The 17506-nt window shown below is 38.9% G+C and carries 19 protein-coding genes; 4 read left to right on the plus strand and 15 right to left on the minus strand.

Features of this window, described 5'->3' with window-relative positions:
• Positions 1–4: 4 nt before the first annotated feature.
• Positions 5–256 (minus strand): hypothetical protein, encoded by a 252-nt coding sequence (locus tag AC07U8_RS12490; RefSeq protein WP_419301554.1) that lies wholly within the window; start codon positions 254–256, stop codon positions 5–7.
• 296 nt (positions 257–552) lie between these two features.
• Between AC07U8_RS12490 and AC07U8_RS12495 the strand changes: the two genes are divergently transcribed.
• Positions 553–741, plus strand: a complete 189-nt coding sequence (locus AC07U8_RS12495; RefSeq protein ID WP_056512843.1) for a hypothetical protein — start codon at positions 553–555, stop codon at positions 739–741.
• Here the strand turns inward: AC07U8_RS12495 and AC07U8_RS12500 are convergent.
• Positions 738–1367: a LysE family transporter gene (locus AC07U8_RS12500; RefSeq protein ID WP_056512737.1), complete on the minus strand. Its 630-nt coding sequence runs from the start codon at positions 1365–1367 to the stop codon at positions 738–740. The genes AC07U8_RS12495 and AC07U8_RS12500 overlap by 4 nt on opposite strands.
• 464 nt (positions 1368–1831) lie before the next feature.
• Complete coding sequence (locus AC07U8_RS12505; RefSeq protein ID WP_034616867.1) at positions 1832–2401, minus strand: FxsA family protein; 570 nt, start codon at positions 2399–2401, stop codon at positions 1832–1834.
• Positions 2402–2712: 311 nt separating this feature from the next.
• On the opposite strand from AC07U8_RS12505, the gene ruvC reads away from it, so the two are divergent.
• Positions 2713–3258: a crossover junction endodeoxyribonuclease RuvC gene (gene ruvC / locus AC07U8_RS12510; RefSeq protein ID WP_004719459.1), complete on the plus strand. Its 546-nt coding sequence runs from the start codon at positions 2713–2715 to the stop codon at positions 3256–3258.
• Between the two features lie 130 nt (positions 3259–3388).
• Here the strand turns inward: ruvC and AC07U8_RS12515 are convergent, their stop codons facing one another.
• Genes AC07U8_RS12515 through AC07U8_RS12530 form a run of 4 tightly spaced genes read right to left on the minus strand, consistent with a single transcriptional unit; the run spans position 3389 to position 6417 of the window.
• Entirely contained in the window at positions 3389–3730 is a 342-nt protein-coding gene (locus AC07U8_RS12515; protein ID WP_096734393.1) for a hypothetical protein, read from the minus strand.
• Complete coding sequence (locus AC07U8_RS12520; RefSeq protein WP_494737977.1) at positions 3723–4607, minus strand: hypothetical protein; 885 nt, start codon at positions 4605–4607, stop codon at positions 3723–3725. Before AC07U8_RS12520 ends, AC07U8_RS12515 begins: the two co-directional genes overlap by 8 nt.
• Positions 4608–4657: 50 nt before the next feature.
• A complete protein-coding gene (locus AC07U8_RS12525) occupies positions 4658–4930 on the minus strand; it encodes an acylphosphatase (protein ID WP_270383953.1) in 273 nt (90 codons plus the stop codon).
• Positions 4930–6417 (minus strand): NAD(P)H-hydrate dehydratase, encoded by a 1488-nt coding sequence (locus AC07U8_RS12530; protein ID WP_494737978.1) that lies wholly within the window; start codon positions 6415–6417, stop codon positions 4930–4932. The genes AC07U8_RS12525 and AC07U8_RS12530 overlap by 1 nt, the downstream gene beginning before the upstream one ends.
• A gap of 46 nt (positions 6418–6463) precedes the next feature.
• Here AC07U8_RS12530 and queG point away from each other — a divergent pair, with 46 nt between their 5' ends.
• A complete protein-coding gene (gene queG, locus AC07U8_RS12535; protein WP_004822356.1) occupies positions 6464–7573 on the plus strand; it encodes a tRNA epoxyqueuosine(34) reductase QueG in 1110 nt (369 codons plus the stop codon).
• 290 nt (positions 7574–7863) lie between these two features.
• Entirely contained in the window at positions 7864–8853 is a 990-nt protein-coding gene (gene bioB, locus AC07U8_RS12540) for a biotin synthase BioB (RefSeq protein WP_004719449.1), read from the plus strand.
• 111 nt (positions 8854–8964) lie between these two features.
• On the opposite strand, the gene AC07U8_RS12545 is transcribed toward bioB, so the two are convergent.
• From AC07U8_RS12545 to AC07U8_RS12580, 8 genes are all read right to left on the minus strand, one after another.
• The gene (locus AC07U8_RS12545; RefSeq protein ID WP_239045418.1) at positions 8965–10857 is read right to left on the minus strand and encodes a M48 family metalloprotease; all 1893 of its coding nucleotides are present in this window, start codon (positions 10855–10857) and stop codon (positions 8965–8967) included.
• Positions 10858–10942: 85 nt separating this feature from the next.
• Positions 10943–12487, minus strand: coding sequence for an amidophosphoribosyltransferase (purF, locus tag AC07U8_RS12550; protein WP_004719445.1), 1545 nt, complete (start codon positions 12485–12487; stop codon positions 10943–10945).
• Positions 12488–12511: 24 nt separating this feature from the next.
• A complete protein-coding gene (locus tag AC07U8_RS12555; RefSeq protein ID WP_004719444.1) occupies positions 12512–13105 on the minus strand; it encodes a CvpA family protein in 594 nt (197 codons plus the stop codon).
• A 3-nt stretch (positions 13106–13108) separates the two neighbouring features.
• Positions 13109–14113, minus strand: a complete 1005-nt coding sequence (locus AC07U8_RS12560; protein WP_270383963.1) for a quinone-dependent dihydroorotate dehydrogenase — start codon at positions 14111–14113, stop codon at positions 13109–13111.
• Between the two features lie 89 nt (positions 14114–14202).
• The gene (locus AC07U8_RS12565) at positions 14203–14682 is read right to left on the minus strand and encodes a type II secretion system protein M (protein WP_239045417.1); all 480 of its coding nucleotides are present in this window, start codon (positions 14680–14682) and stop codon (positions 14203–14205) included.
• Positions 14682–15824, minus strand: a complete 1143-nt coding sequence (gene gspL / locus AC07U8_RS12570; protein WP_004719438.1) for a type II secretion system protein GspL — start codon at positions 15822–15824, stop codon at positions 14682–14684. The genes AC07U8_RS12565 and gspL overlap by 1 nt, the downstream gene beginning before the upstream one ends.
• A gap of 38 nt (positions 15825–15862) precedes the next feature.
• The gene (locus AC07U8_RS12575; protein ID WP_004822364.1) at positions 15863–16318 is read right to left on the minus strand and encodes a SixA phosphatase family protein; all 456 of its coding nucleotides are present in this window, start codon (positions 16316–16318) and stop codon (positions 15863–15865) included.
• 91 nt (positions 16319–16409) lie between these two features.
• Positions 16410–17483 carry an NAD(P)H-dependent glycerol-3-phosphate dehydrogenase gene (locus tag AC07U8_RS12580; RefSeq protein ID WP_151957715.1) on the minus strand — a complete coding sequence of 358 codons (1074 nt, stop codon included), beginning with the start codon at positions 17481–17483 and terminating at the stop codon, positions 16410–16412.
• Positions 17484–17506: the final 23 nt, after the last annotated feature.

Here is a 17506-nt window from a genome sequence, read left to right on the forward strand (position 1 = left end):
GCACTTATTGACCACCTGATTTAGAATCTGGCTGTAACACACTCAATAAAGAAACTTGCGCTGGCGTTTCTGTATTGTGATTTTGCAAATAAATATGTCCCACTTTAAACGTTACTGCTGCAACCAAACAAGCAGCCAGACAAAACGTCCATAATCTATATGGGCTTTTAATATGTTGAGAGCCACATTTTGGACAAACTTTTTGTGTTGAACTGACCGCTTCATCACAACAAGCACAATGATATTGTAGAATCATATTCAGATCTCCTTTTATGGCGCTATTATTGTTTTTAATTATTACACTACAATTATATCCATATATGTAATGCAAAAAATCTGTTTCTTTTTTTAGTGTACATGATTCGTATCTTTTGACAAGACAAATTTGTTTCAATATATTCTCATATAAATTCAATAACTTAACTTTATATACTAAAAATAATTGATTATAAATCAACACCTATCAAATTGTGGATCATTCATTCAATATTCTGTATTACATTGATTCAAGCTATAATCTGTAAAGTGAAAGATATTGTTTTGGAGATTATTTTGGTACAGCTGATTAAAAAAGGCGGATTAAGAGAACGTGCAAATCGCAGTCGTAAATACACGCAATCTGAAAATAATATTAAAACCTTAGATCCACATCGTTATACCACTCAAGATCAAAACCACAGTCGCAATGATCAACAGTCACAAGAACAGCCTTTAATTCCTCAACAACATCCTGACCACTAAAACATCTTCAAGACATCGACCCAAAGGAAAATGGCAAATAATAAGAAAAAGCTTCCTGAAACAATATCGATATAACTTCCTGATTTTTGATAAATCCGCTTAATTTTAGGAATTGACATGATCATCATCAACAGGCTGAAAACTAAAAATGTTTGAATGGGAATAATCACTGCCAATTGCGGCTTTAAATTTGCACCTGCTGTTGAACTCAATGCCAATGAAAAAACACTACTAAAATAAATCACAATCTTAGGGTTGGCTAAATTGGTATAAAGCCCCAATAGAAAATAGTTTTTAGGGGGCTGCTCGATCACGCCATCTAAATTGGTATTTTGTTTAAGTGTTGCAATGCCGCCTCTCAACATTGCATAGCCCATTTTGGCAAGGAACAAGCCTCCGATCAGCATCAAGACTTGTTGAATCCATGGCCATTGTTCCAATAAAACCGTAAAACCAAGCAAAGTTAAAGCAACCCATACCACCACACCGGCAGAGATGCCTAGAATGATTTTTAAAGTATTGGCACGTGTTGTCGATGCTGAGCTTTTAGCGACAAGTAATACATCTGGACCAGGACTCAACTGTGCAACAAAATGTAGTGCACAAATGGTCAATAACATCGACATAATAAAATCTTAGAAATTGTGACTCAGTGATTATATCGTTTGATCAAAAATATATTTAAGAAATTATGCTTGCTTTAGGGTTTGTTGACATTTCATAAATGGCTTGCGTTGTAGGCTAAAATTGAGCATGAGACGTATACGTCGTAAAGCATGAAAGAGAATAGCGAGACTATTTTCGAGTTTCATAACGCAGGCTGAGATAATTTTAGCCACAACCCTGAGCAAGAACAAAGCACTGCTTTGTTTGCAGCGCAAGGCGCAGTGGGGGGACTAGCGTGTTTTTTGCCGCTACTTTGTTACGAACTACTTATTTAGAATGACTAAATTTCGTATTTCGTGCCTAGTATCGCCTAAAAAACACTCGTAGTCGCAAACGTAGACGAATTGTCAACAGACCCTAGATTTCAGGCATAAAAAAGCCGAATCATTGATTCGGCGTTCTATTCAATATCGTAGACTATATTTTATTTTTTATTTACATCTTTCAATTCAATTTGTTTATGCTGCGGTTCAACTTCATGCGCTTCACCATCAATAATGGTTGAATCACGATATTGCCCACCAGATTGCTGGTTCTGCATATCCTGCATTTGACGCATCAAATCTGCAAATGGGTTTTGACCTTGAGCACCACCCATGTCCCCCATTCCACCCATCATATTGTTCATCATGGCTTGTTGCTTTTTCGCCATATATTTCATACCTGCATTTTTAATCGCATTCTGTACAGGTGGAAGAATAACCAGTAGCGCCAAGACATCGGTGATTAAACCTGGAATCATCAACAAAATACCAGCAAATGCTGTCGCCATTTTTTTGGCAATTGCAGGATCATTTCCCATCATTCCTGTCATTTGCATTTGTTGTAATTGCGGCATAATTGTTGCGGTACTTGAACGCAACAAGTTTAAACCAATTACAAAAGCAATGATAAACCAGAAAAATACGTACCAACCGCTAATGAATTGGGCTACACCAATCCATACAGCAATTTCAAGAATCGTACCAATTAAAATAATAGGAAAAAGTTTCATCGAAACAAGGCATCTCAAAGATAAATTAAAAGTGAGCTTGAAAATTCACATATAAAAATAATGAATTTCGTTGCTTCTATCATTTATATGGGCAGTTAAAAATTTTTAAAGGGTAATTTTGTGTTCTGACAACGATTTTATTTATTTGTGCGATTTATTGACTGAGGTTTTATAAATAATGAGCACCCTAGCGCTGTGCTTAAGGGAAATAATACTGTTGTGTACTTTGATTATACAACTAAGTTAAAATTTTACTTACAATTCATTTTTAGAATCATATAATTGAAGCAAGACTTACGATAAGCAGTATTATGCCTTTAATTATTGGAATTGACCCCGGTTCACGCTTAACAGGTTATGGCATCATTGAAAAAGATGGTCAAAAACTTACTTTTGTTGATGCTGGTACAATTCGCACTGAAACAACAGAAATGCCTGAGCGACTCAAACGAATTTTTGCTGGAGTTGAACGTATTGTTCAGTTTCATGGCCCTACAGAAGCTGCTGTAGAGCAAGTATTTATGGCACAAAACCCTGATTCCGCTTTAAAACTTGGACAAGCGCGTGGCGCGGCAATTGCAGCATTGGTCAATTTAGACTTACAAGTTGCAGAATATACGGCCCGTCAAATTAAACAATCTGTTGTGGGCTATGGTGCTGCAGACAAAGAACAAGTTCAGATGATGGTGATGAAGTTACTTAACTTATCAATCCAACCCCAACAAGATGCTGCCGATGCACTCGCTGCAGCAATTTGCCATGCCCATGCTTCTGGCAGTATGAGCAAATTAGCTGTACTGAATGCTTTAGGCGGTATGGCTCGTGGGCGGAGTCGTAATAGTAGTCGTCGACGTTAATTTATATACACCACCAAAACGCCTCGCTCTACCCATGTCAAAGTCTAGGCTATCGCAATCATCAACAAGCTATCGCAATCACCAAGATGATCTGAAAGGCTTTTTATTTATTGAGATGGTAGAGCCCATCTCAAGTGAGATAAGGCAAAGTATCTTTTCGAATCTCACGAATGCTGGGTTGCTTCGTATAGGTTGCAATTAACATTTTTCCAGAAGTTCTTAGATTTTTCTTCTGTTCCGAATCAACACGAATCAATACCAACTCTTCTGGGATACGCGGATTATTTCCTTCTCGACAAATTATGAAATTTTGATTCCGTTCAAGAATGGTATAATTTGGAAATTCCTTTTGTAACTTTGCTTTGAATGACAAAGACTTATCTTCTTTTTTTCCACTATCGAGTTGGGTATAAATGATCAATACCAAACACGCAGCAAATACAATTCCAACAACTAAATATTTATCAATCATGTAATTTCACTCGAATATACTTCTGCTGTTTTTCATTATACTGATAAACATGGGTTTCATTTATAGGCACAATTTTAGCGATATCACCAACATAGATTTGTTGCGTACCAGAATAGTGAATTTCAATATCGTACAAACCATCATGCTCAGTGCTTAAAAAGCGATAATCAGCTTGTGTATTGTAGATTTTATCACTTCCTGTCACTTCATTGTCATTCCCAATTTCTGCAACTTCCAATTTGACCATTACAGGGTTTTCATCAAATGGGATGATATAGAGCGTGCTCGTTGAATAGCCTTGTCGACTATACGCTTGTTCTTCGACATAGCCTTTTATTCGAGGACCAATTTTTCGAATATTTTTAACTATATTTTCAGTCGGATAAGGCAAATAATTAAAATCTGCATTCATCCAACTATTTTCATTCTGACTCTGGCTCACTAACTCAAATTGACCTAAAGCATTTTTCTTAAACAGGTAGACTTTAGTAAATGTTGCGCATACACCACAAAAGTTTAGTAATTGATTATTTTTATCTATTGAAACTTCTGTTGTACTTATAAGATAGCGCAACTCATTTTGAGCATTTTGATAAGCACTCGCAAGACTAAATACAATCACAGCATCATCACGATCGAAGACATGGGTATATTCGGCATTTTTAATCCCGACATACTGTATATTGCTCTGATCTAATTGAGGGATTTTGACATATTGGATCTGCTGTTGATAAAAAGATTTCATCACAGTTTTAAAGTCCAAATCTTTTAAAACAATCTTATTCTTATTCATCACAGCGTTTACTGGTTGTGCAACAAGCTCAGTATGAATACCGCACATCAAAATACAGCTGAATAAAATTTTGTTGATCATCATAGGTAATATTGATTTATATCAGTATGTGGTTGCTATTCTAAATGATCACTTTAACGAATCATCTTAAAATCAGTATAGTCTAAATCATGATTCAGGTTTTGTTGTTCAATACTGCTCACATCAGCACGTAAAGGCCCAACATAGCAATGACGAATCAAACTTAAAATCGCTTGTTCATCTCCGACCACAACAGCTTCAACCTCGCCTGTAGTTAGATTTTTCACATAGCCTTTTAAATCCAATTGTAAGGCTTCTTTTTCAAACCAACGACGATAGCCTACAGCTTGAACTTTACCACGAATTAACAATTTAACCACTTTCATCACATACTCACTCCTGACAATGAATGATTGACCACATAATACACAGCATCACGCATTTGCTGGGCCTGTAAACCACGCATACCGTTTTTTGCGAGCCTATCACCTGCCAAAGCATGTAAGGTGACAATTTCATGTAAGTGAATATTCTCATCAAATTGTGCTTTTAAACTGGCAATCATTCCTGCAAGAACATCTCCCATTCCACCAGTGCCCATGCCTGCATTCCCCGCAGTACAGATCCATAGATGCTTTTCTAAAATCAAACTTCCAGAACCTTTAAGTACCCATTGTCCTGAATATTTTTGCTGAAGTTTTTGAATCGCAGCAATACGATCATTTTCAATCTCTGCCACTGAGCAATTTAATAATTTAGCAGCCTCACCTGGATGAGGCGTCAGGTAAGTTCGTTGATTGAGTTGAGCAGCTTGTTCAGCTAAAAACCATAAAGCATCAGCATCTAAAACCACTTGTAGCTGTGGGGTTAAATAAATGGGTGAAAACCATTTTGAAAATTGTTGTTTCGCCCAAGCATCACGCCCTAAACCCATTCCAAAACTGACAGCATCCACATGGCTTAATAAATTTTGAATATCCACATCAGTTAAAGCATTGATATCTCTTAGCATGATGTTAGGAGAGCGTGCCAGAATTGCTGTGTGATGCTTGGCATGACATACAATCGTGACTTTTCCTGCACCCGCACTAAATGCAGATTCAGCAGCTAACATGACTGCACCGCCCATCTCTGCATGCCCACCGACCACCAAAACATGCCCATAACTGCCTTTATGGCCGAACGCTTGGCGTTGTGGCAATTGAATCTGGGTAGGTGACAACTGTGCGACTGCTTTTAATTCTGGGTCTATTGGAACAATTGAAATGAGCTCAATTTGACCCGCATATTCTCGACCCTGCCCTGTAAACAAGCCCGCTTTCAGGCCTAAAACAGTCAATGTTTGATCTGCTTTTACCGCAACAGGTAATGGCTGTCCAGTATTGGCATTTAAACCACTTGGAATATCGATGGCTACTTTTAAACCTGATTGGGCATTATAGTGTTGAATAATCGCTTGCAATGGATCGTCCAAATCACGGTTTAAACCAATACCAAACAGTGCATCAATATGACAATCAAAGCGCTTTTGGATATTAAAATGTGGATGAATTTTTATTTTATCTGTCTGCACTAATTCAATTGCCGCCTTTAACTGCTGAGAATGCCCTGCTTCAGTTGCAAATATTTCGACTTGATAACCGTATTGATGCAAATAATGAGCAACACAATAGCCATCACCTGCGTTATTTCCTGCACCGCACCACACTGCAACAGTGGTAATTGGGGGAGAAGCTTGTTGAAACAAAATATTTAAGCGTTGCGCAGTCGACCAAGCCACCTGTTGCATTAAACCAAAAACGCTATTTTGCTGAGCAAACCAACGCGCTTCCCATGCTTGTATTTCACGGCTGTGATAAACTTGCTGATGCATCATTCTGTCCTTTTCTTCTCACTATTTTATAGCGCATTGATTCATTATGTCGGCAACTTTAACTTCGCAATCCATTCCCTTGCAACAGCTTGATCTTCAAGAACTAAAATCTTGGATCAAACAACAGGCTTTGCAACTGGGCTTTGCTGATTGTGTCATTGCTCGTCCTGATGCTCAAGCTGAATTACCACGATTTAAAGAATATTTAAAACGCGGATACCATGGCGATATGAAGTTTTTAGAAGAAAATTTAGAAAAAAGAGCGGATCCAACACTACTGGTTCCAGGCACAAAAAGTATCATCTGTGTACGAATGAATTATTTGGTGGAAACACCAAAACCGCGTTATGTACCAGATGAGCCCAATTCAGCAATTATTGCCCGTTATGCACGTGGACGTGACTATCATAAAATCATGCGTGGTCGGCTAAAAACCTTGGCAACCCTTATTAAAGAAAAAGTTGGTCCGTTTGAATCCCGCCCCTTTGCCGACTCAGCGCCGGTGTTTGAAAAATCATTGGCAGAAAGTGCGGGTATGGGATGGACTGGTAAACATACTTTATTGATTCATAAAAAATCGGGTTCTTTTTTTGTTTTAGGTGAATTATTTACTTCACTTGATTTGCCCTTTGATGAACCAGCAACGCATCATTGTGGTTCATGCTCAGCCTGTATCGACATTTGCCCAACTCAAGCGATTGTTGAGCCGTATATGCTGGATGCGCGCAGATGTATCGCCTATTTAACCATCGAATATAAGGGAATCATTCCTGAAGAGTTAAGACGTGGTATTGGTAACCGTGTTTTTGGCTGTGATGACTGTCAACTGATTTGTCCTTGGAACAGTTTTGCCAAAAAAGCTTCGATTGAAGACTTTAACCCACGTCATGGCCTAGACGATATTAACTTATTGGATTTATGGCAATGGGATGAACAAACCTTCCTCAATTGTACTGAGGGTAGCCCCATCCGACGTACAGGCTTTCAAAGCTTTATGCGCAATATTGCAATTGGCTTAGGTAATGCACCGTATTCAGCCCAAATTATTGCAGCATTGACCCAAAATAGAGCCTTACATGATGAAGTTGTGCAAGTCCATATTGATTGGGCTATTACCGAGCAAAATGCTAAACAACACCAAATTTCAGCCCATTGATGCCCTTAAATTGTGCCGAGTGATAATTTTCAGATCGTTGCAAAGTTCGTAATTTTTGAATATTTTAATGACCAATACACTGAAGTTAATAAAAATTAAAGTTAAAATTTTGTGAGTAAATCACAAGGAATATGGTTAACTTTGCAACTATATTTATAATTTTAGTTTTCTATACTCTTGATCTTTTTAATCGTAAGATACCATCGTATTTGGACTTTTTTGCCCTATGGAATTGGCATGAATTATGTATTATATACAGGGATAGATAATGATTATCATGGATTTAATTAATGACAGTACGTAATGACTGGGCTCGTGAAGAAATTCAAGCTTTATATGAACAGCCTTTTTTAGACTTAGTTTTCAAAGCACAGCAAACTCATCGTGAACACTTTGATGCCAATACCATTCAAGTCAGTACTTTACTTTCAATTAAAACTGGTAAGTGCCCTGAAGATTGCAAATATTGTTCGCAATCTGCACGCTATGATTCAAAATTAGAAGCTGAAAAACGTATTGCAGTTGACAAAGTGATCAGTGAAGCAAAAGAAGCCATTGAATCAGGTTCTTCGCGTTTTTGTATGGGTGCAGCATGGCGAAACCCACATGAGCGTGATATGCCTTATGTTCTCGAAATGGTCCGCGAAGTTAAAGCATTAGGTTTAGAAACCTGTATGACACTGGGTATGCTCAACCAATCACAAGCTGAACGTTTACATGCAGCAGGTCTAGATTATTACAATCATAACTTAGATACATCTCGTGAATACTATTCACATATCATCAGCACCCGTACTTTTGATGATCGCTTAGACACCTTGGATCATGTCCGTAATGCGGGGATGAAAGTCTGTAGTGGTGGTATTGTTGGATTGGGTGAAAATCGTAATGATCGTATTGGTTTATTACATGAATTAGCAACCCTGCCTGTTCATCCTGAATCTGTACCTATCAATATGCTTGTTCCAATTGAAGGCACGCCACTTGCAGATGTTGAAAAACTTGATGTCACAGAATGGATTCGTACGATTGCAGTTGCGCGTATTATCATGCCACACAGCTATATCCGCCTCTCTGCAGGCCGTGAATCGCTCACTGACTCAGATCAAGCTTTAGCCTTTATGGCAGGTGCAAACTCGCTATTTAGTGGTGAAAAATTATTAACCACACCAAATGCTGGTGAAGGCAAAGACAAACAATTGTTTAATAAGCTAGGTCTAAAAGCAGAAAAAGCCAAGCCAACAGTGGCTGAGCTTTCTGTCGATGCGATGGCGAGTTAATTCAGTGTTTTTTCTAACACCACTTAAGATCAAGTGGTGTTAGCATTTCCCAGCTAATTCTTTTTATTATCATTACTAAGATTACTTTTTCTACAACTCATTTTACCCTTATTAAATAATCATCACACTGTTCTTTTTCTGCATTTGATCTACGATATCATCTGTGGCAAAGCCTAGTCGCCAATACAGCAATTGCAGTACATCTAATTCATCTTGGGTAATAATTCGATCATTCCACAAACAAATTTCAGCCACACCTAAAATGCTGAGGCGATCACGTAATAACAACCCTGCAATATCATTTAAGATTTCACCCAAATCAATAGGTTCATCTGAGATTTCTTCAAACAGCTCTAACTCATCCTTAGACAAAACCCGTTCTAAAATCTCATACCGTACATCAAGCTGATTGGCACTGTTAATTTGCTGTACATGCAGCAAGGCATCAATCAAGCGCACAATTTGCGGCTTCACCGTTTCCAAGGATGACGGTGTGTGCATCGGCAGCAAATGCAATTCAGCCTTTACACGCTCAATCAGCAATGCATCCAACAAACCAATCTCGCCATCTTCTTGAATAATTTTCGCTAACTTGGTGACGAATTGACGTGCACTGGTCGCAGGCATATTACCAAGGTTTTCACAGGCATCATGGAAAATTTGAATATGTACCCGACCATCTAAATTTAAAAGTGAGTCAATAATGGCACGACTTACCTCCGCATCAGACGGAATAAACTCGCGATACTGTCGAATCATTAAGATTGCGACCATCACCTCACGAGAACCCGTTGCAGTTTGCATAGCGCGCTGAATCAAGTCAGAACGTTCAATTTGACGGCGTACTTCTGGATTTAAAGGTTTAATCGCATCGTTTAAAGCAAAACTAATTGGAGATAAGCGTAATAAAGGTAAAGGCTGTGGAGATACCCACGGGTTATAAACATCCCCTGTTGATTCTTCCAAAGGACGCAACAAACTAAATAAAGGCTGACTACGTAATTTTTTTAAATTTTCCAGCTGTAGATCCTGTAACAGTGTTGGATTTAACTCATAAATACGGTCTTCAATACTTGGATGGATATTTAACCAACTTTGCGGACTTAAGGAATTGGCAAAACACATATGCGCAATAGCTTCAGAAAACTCACTATGAATTTGAGAACCTGCGTGATGCACATAGATACGTAATAAGGTTTGTACATTGGCATTATTGAGCAATAATTTTTTAGTTTTATAATCGTTATAAAAAGTACGACCACCCAAAGTAAAATATTTAATCAAACGATTAATTAAAATCCCCATACTGCCGAGCAGCCAAATCACCCCGCCAACTGCGACAAAGCTGGTTTCAAATTTATGCTGATTTCCCTTGGCGTTATAACGATTAAAGCCCTGCTTTGCGATTTTGCTTCCCAACTGGCTAAAGGTAATTAAACCACTATATAAAATTTTAAGTCGGGTATTTTCGCGTGCTTCACCGGATAGAATTTGATTGAACTCATGCCCCAATAAACCATAAAGCTCTAATTCATCCAGATTCTGTAATGCACCCCAGGTCAGAATAATCACCGTATCTCTTGGATGAAACCCAGCAGTTAAAGCATTGACTCCGACTTCATCTGGCAATACATACAATGTAGGTGCATCAATCTCAAAAGTCTCTGCAAATCTATCTGCAAGCTTTAATGCTACACTTTCTTCTGGAGTGCTTTCAATTTGACTTAAACGACGAGCTTTTAATTGCTTTGCAAGTGAGTGACCACCTGTACGGAACACATAAAATTCATATGCGATTGACCAACCAATGATGACGATGATCAAACCAACACAGTAAGGGCTGAGAATATTCCACCAGATCTCTTGATCTGGATCCACATAGTGAACCAGCAACCCTAAAACAGTATTTAGAATAAAAATGGTCAAAATGACCGCAAGTAAGCAAATACTTGCAGACCACAACATATTCTTGTTTTTTATCAAATAATGACTGACATCTTTCAATGTAAAATTCCTCATTACATTGCAAAATACTATAAATGAAAAAAGCGGGAACTTCCCGCTTTTTCTCAATGTAAATCAAAGTTGCTTACATTTCTTCTTTGATACCGCTTAAATCCACAGATGCTGCATCGATATTGACATCAATATAACCATCTTTTTCTTTTTTCGCAGTATCACTACGACTTTGCTCAAGATCAGTTAAATATTGCTCATCGATATCGCCTGTGACATAAACACCATCAAACACTGAACAATCAAAATCTTGAATAACAGGTACTTTACTGGTTCTTACTGCCGCTTTTAAATCATCCAAGTCTTGGAAGATTAAACGATCAGCACCAATAATCTCCTGAATTTCTTCAACACTACGATGTGAAGCAATCAACTCTGCTTTTGCTGGCATATCAATACCATACACATTTGGATATTTCACCATCGGTGCAGCAGAGGCAAAATAGACTTTTTTCGCACCCGCATCACGTGCCATTTGAATGATTTCATTACAAGTGGTACCACGTACAATCGAATCATCAACTAACAAAACGTTCTTGCCTTTAAACTCAAGCTCTACAGGGTTGAGTTTTTGACGAACAGATTTGGTACGTTGTTGCTGACCCGGCATAATAAAGGTACGACCGATATAACGGTTTTTCATGAAACCTTCACGGAATTTCACACCCAACATATTCGCCAATTCTAAAGCAGAAGTACGGCTCGTATCTGGAATTGGAATCACCACGTCGATGTCATGCATATCCCCCCATTCACGAAGAATTTTCTTCGCAAGGGTTTCACCCATTTTCAAGCGTGCTTTATATACCGAAATACCATCGATGGTTGCATCTGGACGCGCAAAATAGACATATTCAAAAATACATGGGCGGTAACGCGAATTTGCCGCACACTGTTGTGAAAAGAACTCACCTTTTGAATTGATAAAGATCGCTTCACCAGGCTCAATATCACGTTCTACTTTAAAACCTAACGCGGTAATCGCAACAGATTCAGAAGCGATAATATATTCTGTTTCACCATTTTCAGTTAAACGCGAACCATAGATCAGTGGACGAATACCATTCGGATCACGAAAACCTACGATACCATGCCCTGTGATCATTGCAACGACGCCATAAGCACCTTTACAACGCTCATGCACACGTTTAACTGTATGAAAAATATCTTCCGGCATTGGCGTTAATGATGCACATTTTTGCAATTCATGAGCAAAAACGTTTAGCAATACTTCTGAGTCTGAATCTGTATTCATATGACGTAAGTCAGTTTTGAATAAGTCATCGTGAATATCAGCCGCATTGGTTAAGTTACCATTATGCGCCAATGTAATCCCATAAGGTGAGTTTACATAGAAAGGCTGCGCTTCTGCACTACTTGAAGAACCAGCAGTTGGATAACGCACGTGACCAATACCATAGTTACCGAGTAATGCGCGCATGTGGCGAGTATGAAATACATCACGTACCATACCATTATCTTTTCTTAGAAAAAGACGTCCATTATGACAAGTCACAATCCCAGCCGCATCTTGCCCACGATGTTGTAACATCGTCAACGCATCAAATAACATTTGGTTTACAGGTGCTTTACCTGCTATACCAACGACTCCACACATAACTACCTCGCAGACCAGCTAGGACTAATAAAACGGATTCTTTGTCGAATGTGCTGATTTTTCATCGCTTTGAGTATCCGATGATCGATCAGCCTTAGTTACAGAAGTATCATCGGAACGATCTTCTGAATGTATATGATGTAATGCTTCATTTGCAGCATCTTTAGAGATTTCAGATGCCAAAGGTGCAAATGGTAACAGCGTCTGAATGAATTTGGATTGTTTCCACGTTGGAGAACTTTCAACCCACGGCCCTAAACCTTGCATAGTAATGAGGACGATGAACAAACCTTTCAAGGTCCCTAAAGCACTTCCAGCTAAACGATTTAACGGACCGAGTTTTAAAGTTTTTAAAATCTGATTGAGTAAGGCTGTGACAATCCATGTTAAAACAATAATGACCAAGACAATAAAAGCAAATGCAGCAATTTTCTGCACCACAGGATCCTGACTGAGTGCAGACATTGAAGGTGCGATGATATTGGCATATTTAGCACCGACAATCAGTGCAAAAATCCATCCTATCAAGTTCGCAAAGGCTTTCACGAATCCTTGTCGCAAACCGTTTAGCCCTCCAATGAGCAATAGAATCAGAATAATAATGTCTAAGGTATTCATATTTTAAATCATAGCGTCAACACAGTCTTTAATGAGTGTAGGACCTGTATAGATCATACCACTATAAATTTGGACTAAGCTTGCACCGGCTTGTTGTTTTGCAACAGCTTGTTCACCAGATAAAATTCCACCAACACCAATCAAAGGAATTTTACCTTGTAAAATTTTTGAAAAAGCCGCCAAACATGCCGTGCTCTTTTCAAATACGGGCGCACCTGATAAACCACCCGCTTCATCACCAAATGGCAAACCTTCAACCCCCTCACGGGATAATGTTGTATTGGTCACGATCAATCCATCAATTTTAAACTGCAACAATTGTGATGCAATAAATTCAATATCTGAAGCTTCTAGATCTGGTGCAACTTTCAACACTAAAGGAACATAGTGTTGCAATTCTTCTGCCAACTCTAACTGACGTTTTTTGAGTGTTTCCAAAAGTTCAGTGAGCGCATGGCCACTTTGTAAAGAACGTAAATTCTTGGTGTTTGGAGATGAGATATTAACAGTAATATAAGATGCGTAGTTATAAACTTTTTCAAGACAAACTAAATAATCAGAAACTGCATCTTCAACTGGTGTGGTGGCATTTTTACCAATATTGATACCAAGAATGCCTTTAAATTTTGCGGCTTTAACATTCTCAACCAATTGATCCACACCATCATTATTAAACCCCATACGGTTAATAATTGCTTTGGCTTGGGGAATACGGAAAAGGCGTGGCTTGGGATTGCCCTCTTGTGGCTTAGGCGTAATGGTTCCAATTTCAATAAAACCAAATCCTAAACCCGCTAAGGCATCGATATAAGCGCCATTTTTATCCAGTCCAGCTGCTAAACCAACTGGATTTGGAAACTCAATTCCCATGCAAGTGACTGGTTGGGCAGCAACAGTTTGACGAATCGCCCCCATTTTATGGGCAGATTTAAGCATGGATAATGTGAGTTCATGTGCACGCTCTGGTGCTAAAGAAAACAACAAAGGGCGAGCAAGTGAATACATCATAGCTACAAAAGTCTACTGCTTTTTAAGTTGCCATATTATAGGCACAGTATGTTGAAAAGGCTATGCTTGAACTGTGTTTATTTTCACTACTACTGTACCGTCGCTGTTAATTTAATCTGCCCACCTTCTTTGGCTAACTCCATCTTTTCCAAACTCACACCCATTTGGGCAATTTGGGTTAAAAAGTTAGCTAAAACGGCATAGTTTTGATGTTGTGCAATAATCTGAAATTGCTCACCCACTTGCTGCGAGGCAACCGAAAGCCCTTGTTGTTGTGCCACACGCTGAATTTTATCCGCAGTAGTTAAGGCCAAATCATCTGCGGGCTTCATGGCCACTACATTACTCTGCATCCACACCACAAGATCTTTCATCTGATTTAAACGTGCTTGTTGTTTTTCGGCAGCTTTATGGGTGTACCACAACGCCGCACCCACAATTGCCACAATGACAAAAATCGTAGTAAAAATAACCATGACACGTTCACGTGGAGATATTTTTTCTAAATTCTCTGCGATTTTCTCAGACCATATATCCAGTCGATTTTGCACATTTTCCATTGTTTTCATTATTGTATCTTCACCAAACCAACGACAGATGCGCCTTGCGTCTGAACATTGCCTAATTCTGCTTTAAAGCCCTGTTGATTCAGTTGCGTCACCAAGGTCTGCAAGCCTTCAGCATTTTTCGCCACCAGATCCATATTTAACACAGCTGTATCATAATTCACACGACTGGCAATAATCTGATGCTGCATTAAAATTGGCCCAACACGACTGAGTAATTGTAAAGCTTGGGTATTTGCACTCTGACTTAAAGCCAATTTATTTTTAAACTGACGTTCTACAGACTCTTCTGTAATCCGTTGCTCATTTGGAAACCATTTTTTGTACTGATCCACTGCAATCAAAGCAGTTTGATCCGCAACTTTCTTCAGCTTAATCCAACGCAAAGCATCGTAACTCAATTGCGCAATGATCAAAACAACCACCAAAACTGCACAGGCTTGCCAATAACGAGAAACGCCTTGATTGGCTTGCTTGGCTTTTGGCAATACATTATAAGGATGTAGTTTCGGTTTTTTGATTTCACTAAATTGATAATCAAAAGGCTCACGCTGATCCGCTGTAGCAATCGCAAATAAGCTGACCGCTTGCTCATCTGTCAATCCGCTATATAAATAGCTTTTCTCTCGATCAGCGAAATCCAAATATACATTCAGATCATCAATCGAATTACCAAGGAACTCGCCTTCTCGAACCAATAACTGTCCGTTGACATTGGCCAAAATCGTCTGTCCGACTTCTGGTACAGGCAGCATCAAAAAGTCAGGTAATAAAGAGACAATTTTTAACGGAATCAATGACAAGGAATGCTGCATTGTGGTGACAGCATATTGATGAATCCCCAATATTGAAACCTGATCGGGTTGTTGAAAGTGTGAAAACACTTTCATCTGATCAATCGGCAAAATCACATATTCTTCTAATAAATATTTGACACCATCTACACCCAATTGTTTATATTGAGTTTTACTGAATTTCTGTTGAAGAATTTGCACTTCACGACTTGGGAAGAAAACCACAGCTTCTTCACCTTGGTAAAGTTTAATATCTTGTATTAATTGTTCTAGGCTCGAAGATTTAGTCCAATCACTTCCTCGAGACCACTGCCAAACCCCATTGGCTTCAGGCATCCATAAGTACAACATTTATCGTTTTCTGCCGTTAAGTTCTTTTAACAATGCTTTTATACAGTTGGAATAAAGGCTTTATCTTGTGTAGATAGACCATTTGCAATCACAGTTTGCTCATAGATACGAGCTTCTGCCAAGGCAAAAGGATTAAAATGTTCATGTGTCAGTTGTTCTGCAATATGTGCCACAACATTCATATGACATACCACCACAATACGTTCAAATGGCAATTGTGACAACCATTCGATTGCTAATTTTGCATCATCATCTGGCTTTATTTTGTCACAGACCAATACAGATATATTCGGGAAGTACGTCTGTATGTGCGCCAATGTTTCTTGTGCTCTTAATAAAGTGCTGACAACAAATACATCCGGCTGCACGATTTCTTTTAAAAAATTAGCCGTTTGTTGTGCTTGTAAATGCCCACGTTGTGTTAAAGGCCGTTTACTGTCCACCCCATTGACGGGTGGAGCTGCTTCACCATGACGCACCAAAGTCAGTTGCATAAGATTTCCTTTTTAATACTGCACTGATTATAACGAGGCTTTGTTACAAATCCATCTCTAAAGTTTTGAATATTGTGCCAACAACACACGATTAAACTTCGTTATGCGGAAGCACAAACTCTACATCACTACGATGCCCATTCTTCATCAAAGAAACGGCAATATTCAGTGGTGGCGCACCTTCAAAAATAACTTCATACAATGCAGTGGTAATTGGCATATAGACATCCAACTCCTTTGCACGTGCATTGACTTGTACAATGGTGTTGATCCCTTCAGCGGTTTGTCCCAATTCAGAGGTTGCTTGTTCCAGTGTCTTTCCAGAACCCAAGGCAAAACCAACTTGATAATTTCGGCTCAACGGGCTGTTACAGGTTGCGAAAAGATCACCCACACCAGACAAACCTAAGAACGTTAAAGGATTTGCCCCCAACTTAACTGCAAAGCGACTCATTTCAGCCAAGGCACGGGTTAAAATCATACTCTTGGTATTTTCCCCAACTTTATAAGCAGCGGCCATTCCCATTGCAACAGCATAAATATTTTTAAGTGCGCCACCCAGCTCGACACCATGTACATCGTCACTGCCAAATACTCGAAACAAGGCACTGTGCAGTGCTTGTTGTACGGCATAACGTACTAATTCACTATCACTGGCAATTACGGTACCTGCAGGTTGTCCTGCAACAATTTCTTTGGCTAAATTAGGTCCTGAAAGAACACCATAAGGGACTTCAGGAAGCTCTTCCCGAATGATGTCACTCATAAAGCTAAAGGTTTTTGCTTCAATCCCTTTGGTTAATGAAACAACGGCTTGTGCGCTAATAAAAGGTTTAATTTGACGTAGAACATCACGAAAAGAATGGCTTGGAATTGCCACCAGAATAATATCGCGATCACGCACTGCATCTTCTAAATTTGACTCAGCACGTAAACCCGCCTCCAATTGAAAATCAGGTAAATAGCGTTTATTGACATGAGTCGCATTAATTTCAGCTGCGATACTTTCATCGCGAATCCAAATCATGGTGTCACAACCATTACGTACTGCTGTATTTGCCATTGCTGTACCGAAACTACCACCACCCAGTACAGTCACACGCAACGCTGTTTTCTGGCCCAATACAATAGGTTCAACTAAATCTTTAAATTGTAAATCCGACATTTATTGTTATCCTAAAATGCTTA

The organism is Acinetobacter sp. GW821-FHT01E09 (assembly GCF_059422385.1).

What these genes read in the sequence shown, in the direction of transcription:
- ruvC (WP_004719459.1), top strand. Translation starts at nt 2,713, where the DNA reads ATGCCTTTAATTATTGGAATTGACCCCGGTTCACGCTTAACAGGTTAT.
- AC07U8_RS12505 (WP_034616867.1), bottom strand. Translation starts at nt 2,401, where the DNA reads ATGAAACTTTTTCCTATTATTTTAATTGGTACGATTCTTGAAATTGCT.
- AC07U8_RS12560 (WP_270383963.1), bottom strand. Translation starts at nt 14,113, where the DNA reads ATGATGTATTCACTTGCTCGCCCTTTGTTGTTTTCTTTAGCACCAGAG.
- bioB (WP_004719449.1), top strand. Translation starts at nt 7,864, where the DNA reads ATGACAGTACGTAATGACTGGGCTCGTGAAGAAATTCAAGCTTTATAT.
- AC07U8_RS12555 (WP_004719444.1), bottom strand. Translation starts at nt 13,105, where the DNA reads ATGAATACCTTAGACATTATTATTCTGATTCTATTGCTCATTGGAGGG.
- AC07U8_RS12515 (WP_096734393.1), bottom strand. Translation starts at nt 3,730, where the DNA reads ATGATTGATAAATATTTAGTTGTTGGAATTGTATTTGCTGCGTGTTTG.
- AC07U8_RS12580 (WP_151957715.1), bottom strand. Translation starts at nt 17,483, where the DNA reads ATGTCGGATTTACAATTTAAAGATTTAGTTGAACCTATTGTATTGGGC.
- gspL (WP_004719438.1), bottom strand. Translation starts at nt 15,824, where the DNA reads ATGTTGTACTTATGGATGCCTGAAGCCAATGGGGTTTGGCAGTGGTCT.
- AC07U8_RS12490 (WP_419301554.1), bottom strand. Translation starts at nt 256, where the DNA reads ATGATTCTACAATATCATTGTGCTTGTTGTGATGAAGCGGTCAGTTCA.
- queG (WP_004822356.1), top strand. Translation starts at nt 6,464, where the DNA reads ATGTCGGCAACTTTAACTTCGCAATCCATTCCCTTGCAACAGCTTGAT.
- AC07U8_RS12525 (WP_270383953.1), bottom strand. Translation starts at nt 4,930, where the DNA reads ATGAAAGTGGTTAAATTGTTAATTCGTGGTAAAGTTCAAGCTGTAGGC.
- AC07U8_RS12530 (WP_494737978.1), bottom strand. Translation starts at nt 6,417, where the DNA reads ATGCATCAGCAAGTTTATCACAGCCGTGAAATACAAGCATGGGAAGCG.
- AC07U8_RS12565 (WP_239045417.1), bottom strand. Translation starts at nt 14,682, where the DNA reads ATGAAAACAATGGAAAATGTGCAAAATCGACTGGATATATGGTCTGAG.
- AC07U8_RS12575 (WP_004822364.1), bottom strand. Translation starts at nt 16,318, where the DNA reads ATGCAACTGACTTTGGTGCGTCATGGTGAAGCAGCTCCACCCGTCAAT.
- AC07U8_RS12500 (WP_056512737.1), bottom strand. Translation starts at nt 1,367, where the DNA reads ATGTCGATGTTATTGACCATTTGTGCACTACATTTTGTTGCACAGTTG.
- purF (WP_004719445.1), bottom strand. Translation starts at nt 12,487, where the DNA reads ATGTGTGGAGTCGTTGGTATAGCAGGTAAAGCACCTGTAAACCAAATG.
- AC07U8_RS12520 (WP_494737977.1), bottom strand. Translation starts at nt 4,607, where the DNA reads ATGATGATCAACAAAATTTTATTCAGCTGTATTTTGATGTGCGGTATT.